This window comes from Larkinella knui (assembly GCF_003858645.1).
GTDB classification, from domain to species: Bacteria; Bacteroidota; Bacteroidia; order Cytophagales; family Spirosomataceae; genus Larkinella; species Larkinella knui.
In genome coordinates, this window is sequence record NZ_RQJP01000001.1 from 735,357 (window position 1) to 757,968 (window position 22,612).

At 52.8% G+C, this 22,612-nt stretch carries 15 protein-coding genes; 6 read left to right on the plus strand and 9 right to left on the minus strand.

Annotation, left to right across the window (positions count from 1 at the left end; translation table 11 throughout):
• Window positions 1-98 precede the first annotated feature (98 nt).
• Window positions 99-2,381 (minus strand): FAD-dependent oxidoreductase, encoded by a 2,283-nt coding sequence (locus EHT87_RS02930; protein WP_124903677.1) that lies wholly within the window; start codon window positions 2,379-2,381, stop codon window positions 99-101.
• Window positions 2,356-4,404 (minus strand): glycoside hydrolase family 2 protein, encoded by a 2,049-nt coding sequence (locus EHT87_RS02935; protein WP_124903679.1) that lies wholly within the window; start codon window positions 4,402-4,404, stop codon window positions 2,356-2,358. The genes EHT87_RS02930 and EHT87_RS02935 overlap by 26 nt, the downstream gene beginning before the upstream one ends.
• Before the next feature lie 68 nt (window positions 4,405-4,472).
• On the opposite strand from EHT87_RS02935, the gene EHT87_RS02940 reads away from it, so the two are divergent.
• Window positions 4,473-4,709 carry a DUF8507 family protein gene (locus tag EHT87_RS02940; RefSeq protein ID WP_124903681.1) on the plus strand — a complete coding sequence of 79 codons (237 nt, stop codon included), beginning with the start codon at window positions 4,473-4,475 and terminating at the stop codon, window positions 4,707-4,709.
• Window positions 4,706-5,113 carry a putative toxin-antitoxin system toxin component, PIN family gene (locus EHT87_RS02945; protein WP_124903683.1) on the plus strand — a complete coding sequence of 136 codons (408 nt, stop codon included), beginning with the start codon at window positions 4,706-4,708 and terminating at the stop codon, window positions 5,111-5,113. Before EHT87_RS02940 ends, EHT87_RS02945 begins: the two co-directional genes overlap by 4 nt.
• On the opposite strand, the gene EHT87_RS02950 is transcribed toward EHT87_RS02945, so the two are convergent.
• Window positions 5,066-6,799, minus strand: a complete 1,734-nt coding sequence (locus EHT87_RS02950) for a sodium:solute symporter family protein (RefSeq protein WP_124903685.1) — start codon at window positions 6,797-6,799, stop codon at window positions 5,066-5,068. The genes EHT87_RS02945 and EHT87_RS02950 overlap by 48 nt on opposite strands.
• A 33-nt stretch (window positions 6,800-6,832) precedes the next feature.
• Between EHT87_RS02950 and EHT87_RS02955 the strand changes: the two genes are divergently transcribed.
• A complete protein-coding gene (locus EHT87_RS02955) occupies window positions 6,833-7,273 on the plus strand; it encodes a DUF6934 family protein (protein ID WP_124903687.1) in 441 nt (146 codons plus the stop codon).
• 30 nt (window positions 7,274-7,303) lie between these two features.
• Window positions 7,304-7,456: a hypothetical protein gene (locus EHT87_RS31210; RefSeq protein ID WP_221621975.1), complete on the plus strand. Its 153-nt coding sequence runs from the start codon at window positions 7,304-7,306 to the stop codon at window positions 7,454-7,456.
• 20 nt (window positions 7,457-7,476) lie between these two features.
• On the opposite strand, the gene EHT87_RS02960 is transcribed toward EHT87_RS31210, so the two are convergent.
• The 6 genes from EHT87_RS02960 to EHT87_RS02985 form a co-directional block, all read right to left on the minus strand.
• Window positions 7,477-9,987: a glycoside hydrolase family protein gene (locus EHT87_RS02960; RefSeq protein WP_124903689.1), complete on the minus strand. Its 2,511-nt coding sequence runs from the start codon at window positions 9,985-9,987 to the stop codon at window positions 7,477-7,479.
• A 241-nt stretch (window positions 9,988-10,228) separates the two neighbouring features.
• Window positions 10,229-12,550: a discoidin domain-containing protein gene (locus EHT87_RS02965; protein WP_124903691.1), complete on the minus strand. Its 2,322-nt coding sequence runs from the start codon at window positions 12,548-12,550 to the stop codon at window positions 10,229-10,231.
• A gap of 102 nt (window positions 12,551-12,652) precedes the next feature.
• Entirely contained in the window at window positions 12,653-14,455 is a 1,803-nt protein-coding gene (locus EHT87_RS02970) for an FAD-dependent oxidoreductase (RefSeq protein ID WP_124903693.1), read from the minus strand.
• Window positions 14,456-14,539: 84 nt separating this feature from the next.
• The gene (locus EHT87_RS02975) at window positions 14,540-15,667 is read right to left on the minus strand and encodes a hypothetical protein (protein WP_124903695.1); all 1,128 of its coding nucleotides are present in this window, start codon (window positions 15,665-15,667) and stop codon (window positions 14,540-14,542) included.
• Window positions 15,668-15,778: 111 nt separating this feature from the next.
• Complete coding sequence (locus tag EHT87_RS02980; protein ID WP_124903697.1) at window positions 15,779-17,254, minus strand: RagB/SusD family nutrient uptake outer membrane protein; 1,476 nt, start codon at window positions 17,252-17,254, stop codon at window positions 15,779-15,781.
• Window positions 17,255-17,337: 83 nt separating this feature from the next.
• The gene (locus EHT87_RS02985) at window positions 17,338-20,391 is read right to left on the minus strand and encodes a SusC/RagA family TonB-linked outer membrane protein (protein WP_124903699.1); all 3,054 of its coding nucleotides are present in this window, start codon (window positions 20,389-20,391) and stop codon (window positions 17,338-17,340) included.
• A 325-nt stretch (window positions 20,392-20,716) separates the two neighbouring features.
• On the opposite strand from EHT87_RS02985, the gene EHT87_RS02990 reads away from it, so the two are divergent.
• Both EHT87_RS02990 and EHT87_RS02995 read left to right on the plus strand, forming a co-directional pair.
• Window positions 20,717-21,736 carry a LacI family DNA-binding transcriptional regulator gene (locus EHT87_RS02990; RefSeq protein ID WP_124903701.1) on the plus strand — a complete coding sequence of 340 codons (1,020 nt, stop codon included), beginning with the start codon at window positions 20,717-20,719 and terminating at the stop codon, window positions 21,734-21,736.
• Window positions 21,737-21,988: 252 nt separating this feature from the next.
• Window positions 21,989-22,600, plus strand: coding sequence for a contractile injection system cap protein (locus tag EHT87_RS02995; RefSeq protein ID WP_124903703.1), 612 nt, complete (start codon window positions 21,989-21,991; stop codon window positions 22,598-22,600).
• Window positions 22,601-22,612 lie beyond the last annotated feature (12 nt).

Here is a 22,612-nt window from a genome sequence, read left to right on the forward strand (position 1 = left end):
AACAAATTATTTCTTTTCCTCGTCTCTGATTTATAAAGAGTTATTCCCGGCCGAAGTCGCTTCGGCCGGGAATAACGGGTGACTACTACGGCGCGTTTTTATTCAGTATAACACCGCACTTCCATCAAAGCCGCCGGAACCGGGCCGTTCATGGCTTTCAAATGAATCGTCAGGCTCCGGGTTTCCACGGGTTGCTCAAACCGGATCGTATTGCGGGTCTGGTGGTTGTCGCTCTCCTGAAAAATGCGCTCTTTGCGGTCGTTGCAAAGAATATAACCGCGAACACAAAACGGAACTTCCGTTTCCGGGTGCGTCATAATCACGGTTTCGAGCGGATGATCGAAGTCGCCATCGAAGAACAGTTCTACCCGGCCAATGCGTTGCACCGATGGCCAGCTTAGGGTAATCGTCGGATTCGGATCCGCCGGGTCGGCCACGTAGGCATTGGGTTGGTTCGTCGGACGCTGAATACCGTTGCGGAGGTTTTCGACGCCAAATAGTGCGATACCGGAGTCGATTTTGAGCGCCAGGTTTTGTCCTTTGGGCCGTCGTTCGGGCGTCCAGAACTCGAACGCATCCACGCCAATGTCTTCGGTGGGTTCCTGTTTGCCAAAATTGGAAACAGCCGCGTTGATTTTGTTGAAAACTGACAAAACGCCCGTCACCCGCAACGCACTGTATTGCAATCGAATGTGTTCATTTTTGGGAAAAGTCACAAACACATAACCCGGTTCATCCAAAACCGTGTCAAAATCCAGCTCGACGTCCTGTTTGCCTTTTTGCAGGGGAAGGGTAAGCGTGCGGAGCGTGACGTCCGGCGTATGATTATCCGGTTTGCTGCTCCGGCGCAGTTCGACCGTCAACGTGGTGGGCTGATCGGCACTGACCCAAACCGTCATCCCCGGAACCCGTCCGGCGGGTAAAGGCAGCATCTGGGCAGCCGCCGAAGTTAGTGGGATGATCGGGCCATCGGGTGGTAACTCATTTAAAATCAGTTCGCTGGAAGCCGAAAGCGTGGCCTGGTGCGTTAAATCGCTTTCGTCGTGCAGGTGCAAACCGGGGATGTGCTGACCGGTTTTGAGCAATTCCTGCTGCAATTTTTTCATGCGGTTGGGTTCAGTCAGGTCGCGGGGAAGCAAACCGTCCTGCGCACACAACACAGCCGCCATGCCGACGGCCTGGCCACCGTAGGCGCTCGTACCCATCACCCGCGAAGAGGCAAAAGCCACGTGCGAAGCACTGATGATCCGTCCGGCAATGAACAGGTTTTTGATGTTGCGGCTGTAGAAGGACCGGTACGGAATCTGGTAAAGCCCTTTGCTGTGCCACTGGTTGCAACCCGGTTTTTCGGAAAATACGCCGTCGGCGGGGTGCAAATCCAGCGACCAGCCACCAAACGCCACGGCATCCGGATGCGTCCGTTGCTCCACCACATCCTGCTGTTTCAGGATGTAATCGCCTTCAAACCGGCGGCTTTCGCGTTTGCCGGGAATCTGTCCGACCCATTCGAGCGTCATCGTTTCGGCTTCGGGAAACTGCCCGGAATTCTTGATGTGGTTCCAGACGCCGTAGACCACTTTCCAGAGTTCCCATTTGATGGTTTCGGTATCATGAACGGTATCGAGCCGACCGCCGTATTCGATCCACCACAACTGACAACCGAATTCTTTGGTGTTAAACCGCCGGTAGCGCGGAATTTGAGTGATGTCCTGAAGGGCATACGAAGGCGGTACGAACCGAACCGGTTTGCCCGTATCTTTCGAGTAAAAATAAAGCGAATGGCCCAGCAATTCCCCGTACTCGGCCGTGGGCGCGAATTTTTCCCCAAATTCCTCACTCGATTCGGCACCCATCCGAAACGCAGCGCCGGCCTGAAACGCCACCACGCCATCGCCCGAAGCATCGCAGAAGAGCGGAGCCACCAACTCGTAAGCCGTGCTGTTCTGGCTGCAAAAAGCCTTCAGTCCGGTGATGGTTTCGGCATCGGATTTCTCCACTTCGTAAACCGCCGTATTTAATAACAAGGTGATGTTCGGCTCGTTGACGACTTTTTCGAGGATAATCGTATCAAAAATCAGCGGATTTCCTTCCGGATTCCGGTACAGGTTTTCGAGCAGAAGTTCGTCGATAAAACCGCCTTCGCGGGCCCAGCGGTTGTTGTTGCCCATGTGTGAAGTGGCTCCCAGAACCCAGAGCCGGACTTCGCTCGAGGAGTTGCCGCCCAGCACGGGCCGGTCCTGCACCAGCACAACCCGGATGCCGGCGCGGGACGCCGTAATGGCACAACAGGTACCGGAAAGTCCTCCGCCTACCACAATCAAATCAGCCTCATACCGGACGGTTTTCGGACTTCGTTTATCGGTTGCTTGTTCGCGTATCATTCGTCAGATCAATCGTTTGCGTAAGAATTGAAAAGCCAGTTGGTTTCAGAACCTCGACGGTCATCGTTTTATCGAAACCACGGATCGGGAGTATAATTTCAGTTGTTTGTCCCGGTTGTAAGTCGGGAATGGTTTGGGTTGAATGGCCCGTTTTGAGCCGGTATTGTTTGATCGCATAGGCCGGAAAATCCGGCCGGGCGGTGATGCGGAGCCTGAGTTGATGAACACCTTCGGCACCGGGTGTCCAGCTTATTTTTTCAACCGTTACCGGAGCCATACCGGTTTGGTGCGTGGCATACAGCGGTCGTTTCGAGCGGTCGTGCCGGACGAGTCCCCAGGGGCGGGTTCCGTCGGGATTGGTGCCGTCGTGCCGGCTGAGGTAATCGTTGTACGACCACCAGGATGCACCCACCACGTAGGGTAGTTGCCGGACATCGCTGAGGAATTTTTCGAGGTGGCTTACCTGACCGGCTTCGCCGTTGCTGCCATCGGCCCGGGTGCCGTATTCACTGATGAAGATCGGTTTGTCGGGGTACAGCGCATGGATGTGTTTCAGGATGGCGGCATGATTGCCGTAGGTGTTGGTCGAGATAAAATCGCAATACTGACTCGCTTCGTCTTCCGGTTTTTTGGGCATAATATTCAACCGCATCGACGCGAAGGTATACAGCCGGGTCGGGTCGAGTTCGCGGGCGTAGGCAATCATATCTTTGGTCCAGCGCTGCCCGGCGGGTTGTTCGGAGAGGTATTCATTTCCGACGCTGTAGGCAATAACGCTGGGGTGGTTCCAGTCGCGTTCGGCCATCTCGCGAAACTGCTGCCGGAATTTGGTGCGAATGGTATCGTTGTCCATTTGCCGCGGGGTGAGCTGCCAGTTTCCAGCTTCCGTGATGATCAGCATGCCGTTACGGTCGGCCCAGTCGTAGACGGTTTCCGACGGCGTGTAGTGCGTCAGACGCTGCAATTCCATGCCCGCTTCCTTCATCAGTCGCAAGTCCTTTTCAATGAGCCAATCCGGTTCCAGCGACCCCAAAGCCGGGTAGTCGACCACCCGGTTGCCGCCCGCTACCTTGATCGGCTGGCCGTTGAGCAGCAATTGGGCATTGCGAACTTCAACTTTCCGAATGCCGAAATGCGTTCGGACGGTATCGGTTCCGGCCATCACCTGGACGTCATACAACGTCGGCTGGTCGATGCTCCAGAGTTTAACATCGGTGGCTTTCAGAGCGGTTTCGGCTTCCAGCACCACAATCTGATTGGCGGAACTACCAGGTTGCTGCTTCCAGTTGAGCGGTATTGTTTTACCACCTTGCTCGACTCGAAACGTTATTTTGGGCGCATTGGCCTGGGCCGTCGTGTTGCGAATGCGGGTTTTGATTTTCAGCGTAGCCGTCCCTTTTTGTAGGTCCGGTGTCGCTTCCACTTTCACGTTTTCGACATACACGTCCGGCTCAACCGTGAAATAAACCGGACGAATCAGACCGCCATAATTAATCCAGCCGGGAAACGGGTCATTGGGTTGGTTGTTGTCTTTGGCACCCGGTATGGTTCCGGTCCGCCAGGTGTTATTGTTGACCGAAATGGCGATGGTGTTGGTGCCCGCTTTGAGGAAATCCGTCACATCGAAGTGAAACGGCGTATAGCCCCCTTCGTGCGTGCCAACTTTCCGGTTGTTGATCCAGACGCCGGTTTCGTAATAGGCCGCATCGAAGTGGAGCAAAACCCGTTTGCCCGTGGTGGGCTGCCACGGAAATGTCCGGCGATACCAGGCGGTTCCGGTGTAAAACTGGTAGCGCGGATCGACCGAAAAACAATGCGGCACCGTTACCTTGTTCCAGCGATTAAGCGGGGCATCTTCGCGGTACCAGTTGCCGGTTTCACCGACGTCATTCGGGTCCATCGCAAACACCCACTCGCCATGCAGCGGAATAGCTTTCGGATCGCGGATGGTGTATTGGGCGAAGGAAGCCGTAGCAAACTGGAGTACTACGGAAAGGAATGCTATGTTTTTTTTGAATCTCATGAGCAGATTTAGAACAACTTACAAAGCCGTTCGCTTTGTGTTATATTTGTGAAAAAACAAGCTATCAAATGGCAACTTCACAAACCGCATCCACCCACTTGAGCAATCTTCAGATGGAGCTACTGAAGTTGTATCCTTATTCGGTTTCGGACGAAGAATTAAAGGATATTCGACTTCTGCTGGCGGATTATTTTGCCCGGAAGGTTGATGAAGAAATGAACCAGCTTTGGCAGGAGAAAAACTGGGACCAGCAAACCATTGAAACCTGGAAAAACGAGCATTTGCGTAACCGCTCTGCCGAATGAAAGTTGTTCTGGATATCAATGTTTTGCTCATTTCTCTTCCGGTTGCCTCCCCATATCGTCCGATTTTCGATGCGTTAAAAACAGGTCGTTTTGAATGCGTTGTCAGTACTCCCATTTTAGCTGAATACCACGAGAAACTAGCCGAAAAGACTTCTCCCAGTGTCGCTGATAATGTAATCAAACTCATTCTTTCTCTCGAAAACTGTACACTGCAATCTGTATATTTTGAGTGGGGATTTAGGCATAATGATCCCGATGACAATAAGTACGTCGATTGCGCCTTAATGTCAAATGTTGACCATTTGGTTTCGGAAGACCGCCATTTTACAATTCTTCGTGACATTACGTTTCCCAAATTATCGGTGATCCGAATTGATGATTTTCTCCGGTTGTTGCAGCCCTGAAGGGATTTGAACCCGTCGCGATGCCAGCCACGGAATCAGCGATCCCGCTAAGACCACTCCGGAAATGACCGCCGTAATCCCCGCGCCCTGCGTGGTCAGAAAACTCAGCCCGAACAGCATGACGGCAGTGAAAACCAGCGATGCGGCAATCACCCGCAGGCCAAAGCGGTTTTGCTTCTTCACTTCAATCGCTTCTTCTTCACTGACGGCTTCGGCCGCATCGATCCGTTTTTGTTTGTCGGCCGTGCGGTAATTCAGGTAGTCGTCGGCTACTTTTTCGCGGGATCTTGCCCAAAGTTCATAGGCTAATAAAAGCAGCAGCGGCAAGCCGACGCCAATGATCGTTTCGGCTCCGCGCGTTAGTTTGAAATCCAGCAGCCAGGGCGAAACCGCTTTAAAGAACAGGTTGACCGTCAGCCCAATACCGGTAACCCAGAGCGTCGCTTTTCCGGTCAGGCGTTTGGAGAACAGGGCCCAGAGGGGAGGAGCCAGCAGCGGCCCGCCCGAAATGGACGAGATGCTCAGCACCACTTCCACGATACCGCCAGCCGCCGGAACCATCAGCGCAATGAGGATCATGCCGACTCCGAAAAACCACGAGGAGCCGCGGGCCACCCGCATCAGTTGTTTGTCCGACGCTTTCGGATTGATCAGCCCTTTGTAAATATCATTCGTGAAAACCGCCGAAACCACGTTCAGGGCTGTGTTGGCACTGGCCGAGGTTGAAAAATACATGCCCGTCAGCATCAGGCCCAGCAGGCCCGGCGGCAAAACGAGTTTGCAAATCATGAGGTAGGCGTTCTCGGTATCCAAACCGGTCAATGAGGGGTTGATGGCTTTGTAAATCATCGGCGGTAACATCCAGATGACCGGGCTGACGAGGTATAATCCCGCGAACAGAAAAGCCACTTTTTGGGCCGATTTGGGACTATCGACGCTGGTATACCGCTGCACGAACGTCCAGTTTCCACCGATGTAGCAAATGTGGTAAATCACGAAAGCCGCCACAAATCCGAAGGTGTACTCGCCATTCAGGAGGTTGAAAAAATCGTCGGGAACGGCTTTCGTGAATCCGGCAAAACCGCCCACTTTGTCGAGCGACAGCGGCAGCAGAATGAAAACAGCCGCCGACAGAACCACAAACTGCAGAATGTCCGTCACCATCACCGCCCACAAGCCGCCAACGGCGGTATAGGCGATCATGAAAATGCCCAGGCCAATCGTGCAGGGAACCAGCGGCAGATTCAGCGACGAGCTGACGAGTTTGGCCACCGGATAGAGCACCGATCCTTTGATAAAAACCGATACGAGCGTAAAAATGAAGATGTACACTTTCTGGACCGTCAGCCCCAGCCGTTCGCGGATGAACTCGGCGGCTGTGAGTGCTCCGGCGGCTTTCCAGCGGGGCGCGAGGTACAAACCCGTGATCAGGGCACCAATGCACATCGTCCACTGAATCGTAATGGCTACCCAGCCGTGTTTGTAAGCGATGGATCCCCAGGCTACAAACGTTCCGGCCGAGAAAAAGCTCATGAACAGCGACAGGCCGCCGATGAACCACGGCACGGCTTCTCCACCCGCAAAGAAGGATTTCAGGTTGCGCCCCGTTCGGGCAAACAGCATCCCGATGCCCAGCACGAACGCCGAGAAAATCAGGATGACGGCGGTATCAATGGATGTATTCAAGTTTTTCTATATTTGTATGTAAAAATATAATCTGTGCATTACCCAAGTTATTCATTCCGTCGGAGCCAAAACGCTACTCAATTTTTCTTCGAAAGCATTGGACCACAAGGTAGCATTCAAAAAGTAGTGGTTGTCACAGCCACCGGTATCGACAATGTCTACAATCTGGGTTTAGGTGATTTTAACTCCCAAACCGGTGTGATTGACGATCTTACGATCAGTAATAATGGTGATACTGCCAAAATTTTAGCTACGGTTTTTAGAATAGTGATATCCTACTTGGATGTCCATCCAGCGCATTTATTAATACTTGCCGGCAACACGCCGTCTCGAAATCGTCTATATCGAATGGCCATCAATCAGGGATTTGAGGAACTCTCTCAATTTTTTTCGTTGTTAGGGTATCAGAATGATGAATGGGAATCGTTTAATTCTACCCATCATTATGAACTCTTTTTGATTGGAAAGAAATAACACCTAAATTCATTAATAATGGAAAAGCATATGGAAACCCAAAAAGAAATAGGACGGCCCGAAGTAGTTCCCAATCGTGTTTTGAAGGGCGTCGACGGACGCGAACCGTTTGCCGAAAAAATAGCCCGCGCCAATGCCGCTCTTGCGAAAGCGGGTGTTCCTGATGTTGCAAAAAAGAAATAGGATGTAGTCATTGTTTCTGCTTACATTTTTTTATTCTCAAGCGTAACAACCTCCAGCCCAAAAGCCGGTAATTGCTTTGCCGTGGCGGTTTTTCCTTCTACAGCCAGCTGGAAATCAGACTTGCCGGCACTATTGTTCAGCAGAATTACAAACACCTTGTTTTCTGACTTGGCCAGGATGTAATCCACCGACGGATTGTCGATCTTCACCAGCGTTTCGTCAATAACCAGATTCACTTTCTCGCCGTTGACCGTTCCCGGTGCAAAACCGTAGGTCTGGTGCGGCCCCACTTTGGGCGTCACAAAACCGCGCGGAAAAACCACCTTTCCATTCGAACGCAGCTCCGCTTCGGCCAGTAAATAATCCGTCAGCCAGCCAACCTGCCACCAGGCGTGGTGCGGATATGGCCCGGCACCCCGGTTCATGGCCTGCCAGTAATACGAAGCGACGCTGGTTTTGGGATCCACAAACGCGTCCCGGCCAATGGCTCCGGCCCGCGCCATGTCGGCAAAAAGGGGCTCTTTGGTCAACCCGTACATCCGGATGAACATCCCGGCGTGGCTGCACAACTGGATGGGGCCAAGCCGGGTTGCCGAGCCGAAAATGCCGCCGTGTTCGAAACTCAAACCCGCCTGGCTGATCTCCCAATCTTCTTTCTGAATACCGTTGACCGTCTTTTGCTTGTGGCTGGCAATGGGGTGCGTATAAATCGAGGTGGTGTAAATCTTCGCGCAGGTAATGGCGGCTGCTTTATACCGTTCGTCTTTCGTCAGATCATACAAATCCAGAAAAGCCTGGGCCGACTGGCCGGTGGCAAAATCCGGGGCGTAGCGCGCATCGCCACAGACGCCCAGAAAACTCCCGGTTTCGACCGCGTTTTTGATCAGCCAATCGGCTCCTTTGCGGGCGGCCGCGAGGTATTTGGGGTCTTTCAGGATGCGATGGGCCACGATCATTCCGTAAAACGTGGGCCGAACGTCCTGCACATCCTTGAAAATTTCCTGCTCCGTTTTCTTGTCGTAGGCCACGGCCCAGCTGCCATCCGGTTTTTGCCAGGTCAGCAAGCGCTCCGCTCCAAACCGCAGCCGCTCTTTCAGTTCCTGATCGTTGGGTTCGAACAGCAGCATGTTGCCAATGTCGAGCATCGTATAATACGTGAGCGCAATCGGTTCGACCACCGCGCCCCACTCTTCGACAAATTTCTTCGATTTGGCCAGATAATATTGTCCTTCAACGGCTCCCTTAAAAAAACCGTTGTTCGTTTCCTGCTGCACCAGCTTGAAATTTTGAGCATACGGCAGCACGTTTTTTGTCAGCAGTGAATCGCCGGTGGCCGTCGCCAGCATCCACATCGCGCCATAATCCGAGTTTTTCATGGCGTCCTTGTTCGAGCCAACCACGCCCCCCAGATACGACTGCGCCCCGATTTTCCTGCCTTCAAATTCCTCCACGTTCCACAGCGACGTTTTCGGATCGGTCAGGTAGTGGTGCATTTTCTGGATGCGGTCGGTCAGCGATTGCTTGCTTTGCCGCAACGCCAGCGACTCCTTAAACTGGTAAATGTCATACACCGCATGATTCAGCGCCTTGAACCAATCGCCGTCGGTCAGGCTGTAGCGGAAAGAATACGTGATCGTTTCGCCCGGTTTCAGGGCCGATTTGGGTTCGCCCAAAACCGGAAAATAAAGCGTCGGCGAAAGCTGGGCTTTGCGGTTCATGTGCGACAAACCGATGTTCCAGTCGGTCTGCGTGATTTTGTCGTTCGCCCACGGATCGCGCGCCAGACCCGGTTCGGGAATCACCGAAAGCGTCAGGCCATTTTTGGTGCTGATCATCGGACTAAGCGTGCTGGCGCAACGTTCGCGGTAAACGACGGGCAGACTCGGAATGCCGTGGCCGTAGGCGTAGGCCAGCACAAAATTCGGCTGCATTTTATTTCCCTGAAAGTACCCCGGCACCGTCGCCCACGCCAGATTGGGTTCGGAAACCGTAGCGACCGAAGGACTGGCCAGTGAAAAATAACCGCCTTTCTTCGCCGTCAGCGTCTGTTTAACCACAATGTCCTGCGGGAATTTGGGGTCCAGGCTCCATTCGGTGCTGATGGCAGCGGTTTCGGTTTCCTGCCGGAACGTCAGGCTGTTTTTACCGGATCGTTTGCCTTCTTTCGGGAAAAAATGCGTGGCCTGTCCGGCGGTATTCAGTGAAACCGGGTTGGTACTTTCCGCCCACTGTTTAGTCTGGTAATGGTAATGTTCACCGGGAAACTCTTCGCCCGTGATGGTTTTAAAGGTTTGCTGGGGCAATTCCGACGGTTTTTCGGCGGCATACAACACCGTATTTTCGCCGGAAGGCTGGACGAATGACTGCCACTGTTTCCCTTTTTGAGCCGAAACTTTCTGCAACCGCCAGCCCGCAGCCGTCGACTCCCACACCAGTTGAACCTTCTCGTTCGACAGGCTGAGTTTCTTCGACGTCTGGGCAAAACCGGCTAGATTCACTAATCCAAGTATAAAAATAAGGCTGTATTTCATGGCATTGTGTTAATTCATTTAAGACTCAGCCTGATTAAAGTATCAAGTGGCCCCACCTACGATTTTTAAATTTATAACAGCCCACGGTTTTAACCGTGGGACAACCAACCGGAAACCTCATTCTCGGAAACCGTTTTAACGGTTTTGAAATCCGTGAACAAAACCGTTGAAACGGTTTGAAACCTGGGCTTCAATTTTCATTAATCCCCACGGTTGAAACCGTGGGCTGGTTTTTTGGTACCTATTTAATTTTCAAAACGGCATCTTTTTTAAACGCCCCCAACCCGTACGAAGCCCGAAAGACGTCATTTTTATGACTGGAAACCGGACCATTCGACAAATCGACGACCTGTTGAAAATAGACGCCATTCGCGCCCTGCTCGTTCAGTGTAATTAGGTTTTGAACTCCTTTGCCCGTCGTCAAAACAACCGATGCCTGTTCGTTTTTCTGCGTGTCCAGATTGAGTGGTGCCGTCAGTCGAATGCCAATTTTCTGGCCCGGCCGGGCTTCCTGAATGCGGGTTTGGAACGTGGCGTCGTAGAACTCGATGGTCGTCGCATCGGCGGCTAAATAAGCCAATCCGGCCATCCAGGCGGTATTGAACGTGACCCAACCTTCCGTATGACCGGGGTCGCCGGAATACGGATCGTAGGGATAAACCCCCTCTTTGGGTGAGCCGTCCAACACGCCCCGAACCGTCTGGAGCAAAGCCGCCCCGCCTTCCAGTTCCTTGAACCAGCCCAGATCGGCACCTTTGAAATCAGTCAGGGCATCGTAGCAGAAATGCCGCCCGGTCGGGTTGCGCCCGTAGACGTTGTCCAGCTGCGCCGTTGCCAGTTCGCGTAATCGTTTCTGGGTTGCCATATCGGTCAAAACTGACGCAGCCGCCAGGGCCGGAGCCGGAAAACCGGCGATGTTACCGGGTTCGTTGAAGCTCCCGGTCGGATTGTACGTCGGATCGGAGGTGGCTTTGATGTCGGCAATCACCCACTTGTTGTCCGCGTATTTGCGATAATCCCACAGATTGTCGGAACGACTGATGATTACTCTTGCCCATTCCTGAATTTTTTCGGACAAGCCTTTGGGTGCTTTTTTCGGGTACTTTTTCAGAAAATACGCCAGCGCATCCATCGTGACGTACTCGTTCATTCGCTGGCCTTTGGTGGAGGTCGGGTCCTGCCAGTCGAGGTTTTTGATCAGCCAGTCGGTTTGCTGAAAAGCGGCTTTGAAATAGGTGTCGGCGTCCTTCCGGTTTTCACGCAAAGCCACTTCATACAGCATTAGATTCGGTACGATGGAATGGCCCGGCGGAAATTGCCCTTTTCCGGTTCCGATCAGCGTGTAGGTCTGAAACAGGTTGGCCGAATGGTCGAGGTCATACCAGTTCCAGCGATCTTTTTTCTCATTTTCCCAGATTTTGAAAAGGTAATCGCGGGCTTCCACATACACCTTTTGCGGGATGTACGGACTCAGGTCGGGATACGCGTACAGAAAATACGCCAGTTGCTCTTTCAAAAGCGTATGATTCACCTGACCCCGCAAATACACATCGACCGCCCAGTAAATCAGCCGAACGATTTCGGGCGTATTCTCGGGCAGTTTTTCGCGAACCCCCGTATAAATGCCCTCAACCGGCATCCGTTCCGTCGAAAACGCATCGGGATTGGCGGAATACAGCGCGATTAGCGCCGGTAGTTCAAACGAAAACTGGTGGCTGTCGCGCCAGGCCACGCCCAGCGACGGGCAATCGGCACTTTTGTCGGTTGGTGAATACGTTTCTGAGTTGCCGTACCAGCAGCGGTCGTCGATCATGAACGCCAGCGCGGGGCTATACGACGCCTGCTCGATGGCATACGGCGCAATTTCGAACGGAAACGAGGTGCCTTTTTTCTCCCCATCCACAACAATGAAATAGGGGCCCGGATTGGTCGGTTGGAAAGCCGTAAAATCGCCAATATGACCTTTCAGCGCTCCGGAAAACGGTTTTTTGCCTTCCGAATCGACCACGTGAAAGGCCGTGCCATCGGTCGCCAGCGGAGCCGTAAACCGTTTGGACGCCTTCAGATTATAGCCAATCTGGTTGACAAAAACCGGCTGCGGATCGTAGGCATAGACTTCAAATTCGGGAAAACCGGTGGCTTGTTTGGCCGAATAGTCCACCCGGATTTTCTGCGCCGAAACCGGCTCAAACGCAATCAGGGCTTTGTCGGGTTGGGGATTGTTAAAAACTTCCTTCCAGGTGCCGCCGGTTTCCACCCGAATCCGGACCTTTTCTTTCCCGCGAAAACCGCGCAGCAACACCCGGTCGATGGAATACGCTTTTCCGAGATCTACTTCAAACTGATTGACCGGTGCCGCCGGGGAAGTGTACCAAACCGTGGCATCGTTGCCGTCGACGAGGTTCTGAACCGGATTGTCGGCAATGATCGGATAACCCGACACGGCTTTTCCTTTGGCAAGATTCACCAACTGAGCCTTGGTTCGATGCGTTTGAATTAAAAGCATCAACAACAGGGCGAACAGTCGCAGGCAAACCGGGGTCCTGGGGAACGTTGAAGGCATTACGGAGTGCGTTTATCGTTTATGGTTTGTGGTTTAAAGTTTCAAAAACCGCCTTACGTCTGAAACTTTAAACCACAAACCATAAACCTGTTTTTAACTAAATTACGGCTTGGCCGCGGTCGGCTCGTCTTTGATAATGGCCATAAATTCCGGCAGATGTTCCTGATAGACGCCACGCGGGGTGGTGTTATATTTTTTCGCAACATAGGCCGCAAACCCGACCACTTCGCCCATCATGCCGCAGGTCCGCATCACGCGGGTGCTGCCAAAAGCCACGTGCGTGGTGCTGATGTTCCGGCCCGCCATGAACAGGTTCGTGATGTTTTTGGAATACAGACAGCGGTATGGAATCGTGTACGGCGCGACTTTGATGTGCTTCGTGCCCGCGAAAAACTCCTGACCTTCAAAGTATTTGCTGTTTTTGGCATCTGGAAAATGCAGGTCGATGGTCCAGGTGGCCGTTACGGTGCCGTCCGGATATTGCTTCCCTTCCTGAATATCCATCTGGGTCAGAATGTGATCGCCCAGCAGCCGCCGGGATTCGCGTTTGCCGCCGATGTAGGCCACCCAGGCGAGTTCGCGTTTGCCATACTTGGCTTTCTTGTTATTCTTCAGGTACGACCAGTTGCCATACACCGCCCGGAGGTTGTGATCCCGGATTTTCTCGGCATCGGTGATGGTATTGAGATTCCCGAAACCGGTTTCCCATTGCCAGTCGGCCCGCACTTCGTCGATGTGGTATTCGTCCGAAAAAGGCAAGGCCCAGGGCGTTTCAGGAAACGACGAAACCGTATCCCGCTCCAGCGATGCCCACAAATTGGACGTTCCGAGCGTGAAATTATCGGCTTTTTCAGCGGCCAGCGACTCCCCGGTTTCGGCTTTACTTTCCCGACCAAACCGGTAGTCGGCCCCGGCCAGGTAGCCCAGGGTGCCATCACCGGTGCAGTCGGAAAAATAGGTCCCCGTAAACCGCACTTCCTTGTTGGTGGCAATGTCGCGCCCGATCACTGCGGCAACGGTATTGCCTTTTTTCTCGATTTTATAAACGTGCGTATTCAGATACAGAGTGATGTTTCGTTCGGCTTTTATAATGTCCGTTTTTCGCGCATCGCCGTATTCCAGTCCATCGGGATGGCCGTTTCCCGGATCGCCATTGTCCATTTCCCGGACAATCCGACCGAGTTTGGGGTAATGGTTCTTGTCGACATCGCCCCGCAAATGCACCCGAACTTCGGAACTGTTGTTGCCTCCCAACACCGGACGATCCTGAATCAACGCGACTTTAAGACCCATGCGGGAGGCCGAGATGGCCGCGCAGGTTCCGGCAATGCCGCCCCCGACGACCACCAGATCGAAATTTCCGGCTTCGGCGGGTTTGCCGGTCAGATTCAGGAGTTTATTCCGGAAAGCGGTCAGTTCTTCCGGTTTGTCAGACGGCGTGAACTTCGGTACGTTGGTAAACAGAACCGCATCGCAGCGGCCGTTGAAACCGGTCAGATCGTGGAGTGCCAGTTTTACCTGATCACTTTTAACGTCGACTTCGCCACCGGGATACCATTTCCAGGCATCCGAGCCGCTTTCCCCAAAAACCGTCTTCAGCGGATTTCCGTCGATGACGACCTGAAATTTGCCCGGCCCTTTCGGAAAGGGCGCCCAGTCTTTGGTGCGAACCCAGATCTGGTATTTGCCGGTTTTCGGGAAACGAACGGTCGTGGCGGCATCTTTCACCGGCCGACCCATGCCGTGGGCCATGAGGTAGGAGGAGCCCATGACCACAAACGACTGCTGATCGAGGACCCAGCCGCCTTTGTTTTCAAATGACTCGGTTTCGACGAAGACGTGGTCCTGAGCAACGAGTTGCCGGGAAACCAGCAGGAAAAGGAGCATTCGGAAAAGGGTTTTCATCAGTTTTTCGGTTGTGTTATTGAGCGTTTAGGGTTTCGGATGACAACGGGGCCGCCCGGCGATCCGGGATAGTTAGGGTCGGGATTATAAATCCCGACCAGCGATTTTATAGGCATTCATCTTTGCAAGAACGGCCCGGTTTTTAGGTCGAAAGTCTTTGAGAACGCGGTAGATTTCAGCCGCATACTCCGGATTTGGACCGGCCAGTTGAGCCGCCAGCGTTTGTAACGCTTTCTCCGGTAATTTGGGTTGAGCCGCCAGCAGTTTCAACAACAGAGCAAACTGCTCGGAATTCGTTTTAGTCAGATCCTGCGCGGTCATTTCGGCCAACGGTGCGCGGAACGGGATTTTGGTCAGCTTTTTGAGAATCATCAGTTGCAGGGGATACGGAGCCATTTGATACGTTTTCCACAGCCAGATTTGCCGGTTCGGATCAAAAAAATACGCATCCGTGAGCTTTTGCAGGGCATACCGGGCGGTAAAAACGTTCTTTCCCCGAATGATTTGCTGCAAATCGGGATTGAACGAAGCGGCTACGTTCCCGCTTTTGTCGATCACCCGTTCCATCGCCCAATACTGGTAGAAATGGTTGGTGCCCGTCAGAAACTGGTGGAGCAGCGGCTCGCTTTTGTAGCTTTCCGTAATCTTCAGCATTTCATCCACCACCGGTCCGTGGGCGATGTGCCAGAGCGTATAACAGGTATAAACAGCCCCGTCGATCACCTCATTCTTGACGGTTTTCAAGGTGGCCCCGGCTTTCGCATCCACCGAATCCGCCAGGTTTTCGGTGCCTTTGCCGACCAGGTCTTCCATGGCCACGTCTTTCAGCAACGAATTCGGGCGGCTCAGAATGTCCTGCAACTTGTCGTAATCTTCCTGCTTGAATTCCCGGTGGTCCATCTTGGTCAGCACTTCGCCCGGCGGAAAGTCGTAGCGCGTGTAGTTGCCCAACAAGTCCCAGTAAAAGTTGATATACACCGGTTTACACTCGCCCGTGAGGCAAACCGGTGTGAAAATATTCCGGAAAAAATACGACGGCTGGTCATTCTCGTCGAAGGCCAGTTTCAGCGTATAGGTCGTGGTGTCGTTCTCGGTGATGGTAAACTCGCGGATTTTCTCCGGCTTTTTCCCGATGGCCGAAGCATCGGCCGGAAGCCCGAATGGTGCGAGCAGCACCAGTACCCAAAAAAGCAGGCCACGGAATTTTTTCATTTTCAACGTGAGTACTATGTTTAGTTTAGGGTTTTCGGTATTCAGTCTGCGGTGGTTAAGGCATCCTGGACGCGCGTCAGCCACTGTAAACTGTATACCGAAAACCGACCACTATTTCCAATCCGGATTCTGTTCGAGCTTCGGATTCGCGTTCATTTCATCCTGCGGAATCGGGAAGTATTTGTTCTTCGCCGTCACATTCCGGACCGGGTAAACCGCATTGACGGCTTTCGGAATCACCGTCAGGAATTTACCGGTGCGGGTCAGATCATACCAGCGATCGCCTTCGGCAAAAAACTCCCAGGCCCGTTCCTGCAAAACCGCTTCGATAAAGGCGTCTTTGCTCAAACCCGTTGTCAAATCGGCCAGACCCGCCCGCTTCCGAATCGTGTTGATGTAGCCGTAAGCCGCCGGTGTTGCGCCGTTCAGACGCGCTTCGGCTTCGGCGGCAATCAGATACATATCGGCCAGCCGGAAGATGGGAATGTTCGGAATCAGGCCCTGCGTCGAAACCGGATCCTGGTATTTCTTGATCAAAACGCCGTCCGTTGTAATGGGCGTTACGCTTTTTTGCGGAACGGTTTTGCCGTTTTTGTCCACATACGTCGTATCGAGCAGTTGCCGGCGTTTATCCTGCGGATTGAACGACTTGTAGAAGGACATATAAGCGAACATCGACCCGAACGTGGTTTTACCGTATTCGGGACCGCTACTGGCAGCCGGTCCGCACAAACCCGTCATCTGGTGCGAGCGGCCCGGCGAAATCGGGTCCACTTCATACGCCCACATGTTCTCGATGCGCGCGGCATCTTCCTTGTCATATTTGTAGACATCGCGCACATCCGGCATCAACGCATATTTGCCCGAGGTGATCACGGCCTGCGCTTTTTCGAGCGCTTTTTGCCATTCTTCATTATACAGAGCCGCTTTGGCATACAGCGCGTTGGCTACTTCCTTGGCCGGGCGACCTTTGTCAACGGCCGGATACGACGGTAAACCGGCCGCCAGGGCCATGTCCAAATCCGCATAAATCTGTTTGTAAACCTCGGCTTTCGGACTTTTTCCAACCACGGCATCCGCTTCCGAATAGCTTGGCGTCGTCTTGATGGGCACATCGCCGAAGTTTTTGGTCAGCATCCAGAGGTAGAACGCCCGCAGGTAATACGCTTCGCCGATGATCTGTTTTTTGCGGGTTTCGTCCATCACCGCTGCCGGAACTTTGGCAATGATCCAGTTGGCTTTTTCAATTCCGTCGTAGCCCGACGACCAGATTTGCTGGGGCGATTCGTTGGTGCGGGAATTGCTCTTTTGAGTCGTGTAGTTGACATCGTACGTGAAGAGGGTCAGAGTATTTCGGCCGACCACCCCGCGTGGGTACGTCTGATCGTCGCTGAAGTCGGCAATCAAGGTGCCGGCCGGACCGCTGTACATGTCGGCAAACGGATCATAGGCCGCAACCAGCCCTTTCTCGGCATCGGCAGCGGTTTTATAAAACGCTTCGGTATAGATGGACGAATAAATCGTTTCATCCAGTTCGCAGCCGGTCAGACAGAAGGCGGCTAGTATCGGGATAAGTATTTTCTTCATTTTCATTGGAGTGATTGTGTGAATGAGTGATTGAGTGATCGTGACGTTGCGTACTGATTTTCACTCAATCGCTAATTCACTAATTAAAAGGTGACCTGAAGACCGCCCAGGAATGACTTGGCTTGTGGATACACCAGATTGTCGATACCAATGGCGGTATTTTGACCCGCATACGTGTTCACTTCCGGATCAAAACCGCTGTATTTGGTGATGGTGAACAGGTTATTGGTGCTCACATACACCCGGATTTGCTGGATTCCCTTGATGCGCGGCACCGTGTAGCCCAACGTTAAATTTTTACAGCGCAGGTATGAGCCATCTTCCACGACCTGACTGGTTACCGGTAAACGACCCGCCTGCGCACCACTCACGTAGTCGTTGCTGGGGTTGGTGGGCGACCAGCGGTTGGCAAGTCCGGCCAACTGGTTGCGTTGACCCAGCGGCATCTCGAACGAAAGCCGGGCCGCGTTGTAAATGTCATTGCCCTGCGAACCCGAAAGGAACATGTTTAGATCAAAACCTTTGTACGACAGGTTCGTCGAAAAACCGTAGATGAACTTCGGGTTCGGATTGCCGGTAATCACCTGGTCGGCCGCCGAAATAGTGCCGTCGCCGTTGATATCCTTCACTTTCAGACCACCCAAACGGCCGTCGTAACCCGGCAAAATGGTCTCGCCGGTCTGGTTGATGCCGTCGTAAACGTAGGTTTTGAACATGCCGAGCGGTTGCCCTACTTTCAAAACGGTATAGGCCGTGATAAACCGTTCCTGGGTTGTTCCACCGTCGAGATCCAGCACCTTGTTGCGGTTCATCGTCAGGTTACCGGAAACGTTCCATTTCAGCGGACCGTCCAGAATCCGGGCGTTCACGGCGAACTCCAGCCCTTTGTTTTCCAGCTTCGCGTAGTTCCCGGTGATGGTGCCGTAGCCCGAACTGAGCGGCAGTGCTTTTACATACAGCAAATCGTTGGTCGTTTTCTGGTAGGCGTCGACAATGAAACTGATCCGGTTGTTGAGCAGACTGATGTCAAGACCAATGTCGGCTTGTGAGGATTTTTCCCAGCGTAAATCGGGGTTGGCGATCCCCGACGGGTTGATACCCGTTACGAAACCGTGGTTGAAGTTGTAGTCACTGCCGGAGGCTGAAACCGTCGCCAGGGATTGGTAGGGGACAAGTCCCGCGGCATTTCCGGTAATTCCGTAACTACCCCGAAGTTTGAGGTCCGAAAGCCAGGTCAGGTTTTTGGCAAACGGCTCTTCGATGATCCGCCAGGCGGCCGAAACCGCCGGGAACAAACCGTATTTGTGGTTGGCTCCAAACTTGCTCGATCCATCGACGCGCGCCGTCAAATCCAGAAAATACTTGTCTTTGTACCCATAATTGACCCTGGCCAGGTAGGAATCCAGGCGCTGGCGATCCCGCGTACTGGTCACCGTGCGGTTTAATGCCAGTTGCAGGGCTTCATTCTGGGTGGCATCATTCGGAAAACCGTTGGCGTTGATCTGGTTCTGATTGTATTGTTCCGATTGCGACGCAACCACTGCCGTGGCTTTGAAGGTGTGATTGGTCGCGAAGCTCGTGCTGTAGGTCAAAATGCTTTCGTGCAGCAAATTCAGGTTATTGCCGTTGACTTTGAACCCGGACCCCGAATTGTCATTCAAGTCCGATTTATTGACGATCGAACGGGGCGAATACCCATCGCGCAGGTTGCTCTGGATGTCCGCGTTGAACGAAGCCCGGTAATTCAGTCCTTTCAGAATGTTGAAATCGGCGTAGAAATTGACAAGGGTCCGCTTGATGGCGTTCCGGTTCAATACACTAGCGAAATTCAGTGGATTGGTTACTTCCCGGTATTGACCACCAGCCTGTTCACCAAACGGGAATACCGAACCGTCGGCCCGGTAAGGCACCAGCGTTGGTGGGGCACCAATGGCCGCACCCAGAATGGAGCCGGTCACAACCCCCGCATCACCGATGGTTGGCGAACCCGTCGTGATGCCCGAGTTGATGGCGTAACTGCCTAGGATACTGGTTCCTACTTTAACCCGGTCACTGATTTTATGGTCAACGTTCAACCGGTAGGAGTAGCGTTTGAATGCCGAGTTGATGATAATACCGTCCTGATTGAAGTAGTTGGCCGACAAAGCTACCTGGGTTTTTTCCGTTCCGCCGTTGATCGACAACTGGTGATTCTGGATGGCGGCCTGGCGGAAAATCAGGTTCTGCCAGTTCGTGCCTTCCCCCAGCGAAGCCGGATCGGGGTAGAAATTATTCTTGAAAACCTCATTTTCCAGCTGCGCAAACTGAGACGCGTTTAAAACCGGCAGGGTTTTGTTTACTTTCTGAATACCATAGTAACTGTCAAACGTGACGCGGGTAGCGCCGGTTTTGCCGCGTTTGGTGGTAATCAGCACGACGCCATTGGCCGCCCGTGACCCGTAAATGGCGGAAGCCGAGGCATCTTTCAGGATTTCGACCGACTCGATGTCGTTCGGATTGATGGTCGACAGCGGACTGACGTCGTTGATCCCACCCATGTTGGAAATCTGAATACCGTCGACGACATACAGTGGTTCGGAGTTTCCGTTGATCGAGTTCGTTCCCCGAATCCGGACGCTGATGTTACCACCCGGCGCTCCGGTATTCTGGCTGACCTGAACCCCGGCCACCCGCGATTGCAGGCCCTGCGCCACGTTGGCAACCGGCGTCTGCACCAGATCGGCGGCTTTGACGGAGGCAATGGCCCCGGTGGTTTCGACTTTCCGCTGGGTTCCGTAACCAACCACAACCACTTCACTCAGCGCCCGGTCGTCTAACGCGAGCGACACATCGATGGTCGTGCGATTGCCGACTTTCACTTCCTGCGAAACGTAGCCAATGTACGAGAAGGCCAGGGTAGCTGATTCGGCATTTCCATCCGGAATGGTCAGCGTATACTGACCATTGGCGTCGGTGGTCGTACCCTGCTGGGTACCTTTCAGAATGACGTTGACACCCGGCAGCGGATCGGTGCCGGAAGTGACCCGGCCACGAATACTGGCATTCCGGGCCGACTGGGCAAAAGATGAAAAGGAGAGGGGCAGCAAGAGGAGACAGAGGAGTCCGCTCGCCAGCCAATTACGTTTAAGAGGCAGCATACGTAAATCTGGACATTGTCCTTATGGTTAAAGGTTGGTATTGAAAATTTACAATTTTGAAAAGAGAGTTAACCAGTGCTGTTCTAAAACGCCGTTTGACCGTTCAATAAGTCTTATACCGTGTTAAAACCAACTAAATCTGGTTTTTTTGCTTTTCCTGATTGATATTACGACTGAATAATAATTTTGAAAAGAAAAAATAGAATTATATTTTTGGGAACATTCCCAAAATACTGGGAACATTCCCAAAAACGGGAAGCAATTACCGGGAATCGCGTTAAAGGAAGTGCCTGAAAAGGCTGTATTTATTTGAATAATACCATTAATGAAAAATCACCAGATCACCATCATCGACATTGCCAACACCTTGAACTTATCGAAGTCGACGGTCTCGCGCGCGCTGACGGGGCATCCGAACGTCAAATTGAAGACCCGCGAACGCGTGCTCGAACTGGCTGCGGAACTCGATTACCAGCGTAACCAACTGGCGATTTCGCTGCTGACCAACCGGACGCAAACCATCGGGATCATGGTGCCGGAGTTTCTGAGTTCCTTTTTTCCAAAGGTGATTATCGGTGCGCAGGATGTTCTGGCGCAGGCGGGTTACAACGTGGTAATCTGCCACTCGAACGAGTCGTACGAAACCGAGATCAGCAACACGAAGTTGCTGTTAGCTAGCCGCGTAGACGGTATTCTGGTTTCGCACACGAAGGAAACCCGTAATTTTGAACACTTCAAAATCTTTGAGCGGAAAGGGATCCCGGTGGTATTTTTTAATCGGATTGTCGATGAGATGAGCGTATCGAAAGTGGCCGTCGACGATTACGAAGGCGCTTATCAGGCCGTCGAGCACCTGATCAAAACCGGCAAACGGCGGATTGCCCATCTGGCCGGGCCGGATTCACTGCAAAACAGCCGCTCCCGCCTGAACGGCTACCGGGATGCCCTGACGAACCACCAGATCCCGATCGACCCATCCCTGATTATTTCCTACGATCTGACGCTCGACAAGGCCAATATTTACGTCAATCACCTGCTGAATCTGCCGCAGCCGCCCGACGCTCTGTTTGCGATCAACGATCCGACGGCCATCGAAGCGCTGAAAGTGATCAAAAGCCGGGGGTTGCGAATACCGGAAGAGATTGCCATTGTCGGTTTCAGCGACGACCCGATTTCGGCCCTTATCGAACCCGGACTGACAACGGTTTCTCAACCCGTCGATGAAATTGGCCGACAGGCTGCCCGCCTTTTGCTCAATCAACTGGCCGCCGAAGACGAGCGACCGGAGCCGGAATTGGTGGTGCTGCCCACCCGCCTGATTGTGCGGGGCTCCACAATGGCTTAATTGAAACTTACCAAAAGGAAATAATAGGGTTTATCCGGGTCAGATAGCGTAATTCTACGCTATGTAATTGAAAAACAGGTCTTCATATTTGTACGGGATCTTCACTCGATTGGTATGCGTTAAAAAAAACGCCCTGCCAGGGCCCGGTTTTAGATCTTGCCACACAGCGGGGAAAGGATGTGCCTGGGAGATGGCTTATTGCAGGCAACGTTGCTCTTATACGGTTTGTCAGGTACGTAACCATGCTTAAATATGGCAATCAGCAGGTCGTTGTTCGTAAATGCGCTGGACCAGATTATTCGGGAAGCGAACCAATACATTACGGGCAGTGATACCGTCCCGGTCGACATGCTGAATGTGGCTCAATTGAACGACGGAGACCAGTTTCTGGTGGCCCCCACCTTCATTACGCTTTCCATCGTAAACATTGAGGAAGACCGGATGAGCCGGGATCCGGATCATTTTGTCCGGCGCGACAACCGGACGATTTACCGCAATCCGAGCCAGCATTTTAATCTGACCCTGTTGTTTGCCGCCTATAGCCAGGAAAACACCCGCAGCCGGTATGCCGATTCACTCCTGTATCTGGAGGGTGTTATTCGCTTTTTTCAGCAAAAAAGTGTTTTTACGCCAACCAATACGCCGGGGTTGCTGGCTGAAATTGAAAAAATATCCCTCGAACTGGTGAGTCTCACTAGTGAGCAGACGCACCAGTTATGGTCGTCGCTGGGTGGGCGGTATATGCCTTCGGTGGTCTATCGAATGCGCATGATTTCCGTTCAGGAAAATCGCGAAACCGATGGCGGACCGGTCATTCTGGAAACTCAAGTGAACAGCGAGATCATTCGAAACGAACCTGTTTAATAATTCCTAAAT

Excerpts from the sequence above, each read along its gene's own strand:
- EHT87_RS02985 (WP_124903699.1), bottom strand. The coding sequence starts at position 20,391 with ATGCTGCCTCTTAAACGTAATTGGCTGGCGAGCGGACTCCTCTGTCTC.
- EHT87_RS02940 (WP_124903681.1), top strand. The coding sequence starts at position 4,473 with ATGGCAACTTCACAAACCGCATCCACCCACTTGAGCAATCTTCAGATG.
- EHT87_RS02935 (WP_124903679.1), bottom strand. The coding sequence starts at position 4,404 with ATGAGATTCAAAAAAAACATAGCATTCCTTTCCGTAGTACTCCAGTTT.
- EHT87_RS02960 (WP_124903689.1), bottom strand. The coding sequence starts at position 9,987 with ATGAAATACAGCCTTATTTTTATACTTGGATTAGTGAATCTAGCCGGT.
- EHT87_RS31210 (WP_221621975.1), top strand. The coding sequence starts at position 7,304 with ATGGAAACCCAAAAAGAAATAGGACGGCCCGAAGTAGTTCCCAATCGT.
- EHT87_RS02995 (WP_124903703.1), top strand. The coding sequence starts at position 21,989 with ATGGCAATCAGCAGGTCGTTGTTCGTAAATGCGCTGGACCAGATTATT.
- EHT87_RS02970 (WP_124903693.1), bottom strand. The coding sequence starts at position 14,455 with ATGAAAACCCTTTTCCGAATGCTCCTTTTCCTGCTGGTTTCCCGGCAA.
- EHT87_RS02965 (WP_124903691.1), bottom strand. The coding sequence starts at position 12,550 with ATGCCTTCAACGTTCCCCAGGACCCCGGTTTGCCTGCGACTGTTCGCC.
- EHT87_RS02990 (WP_124903701.1), top strand. The coding sequence starts at position 20,717 with ATGAAAAATCACCAGATCACCATCATCGACATTGCCAACACCTTGAAC.
- EHT87_RS02930 (WP_124903677.1), bottom strand. The coding sequence starts at position 2,381 with ATGATACGCGAACAAGCAACCGATAAACGAAGTCCGAAAACCGTCCGG.
- EHT87_RS02980 (WP_124903697.1), bottom strand. The coding sequence starts at position 17,254 with ATGAAGAAAATACTTATCCCGATACTAGCCGCCTTCTGTCTGACCGGC.
- EHT87_RS02945 (WP_124903683.1), top strand. The coding sequence starts at position 4,706 with ATGAAAGTTGTTCTGGATATCAATGTTTTGCTCATTTCTCTTCCGGTT.
- EHT87_RS02975 (WP_124903695.1), bottom strand. The coding sequence starts at position 15,667 with ATGAAAAAATTCCGTGGCCTGCTTTTTTGGGTACTGGTGCTGCTCGCA.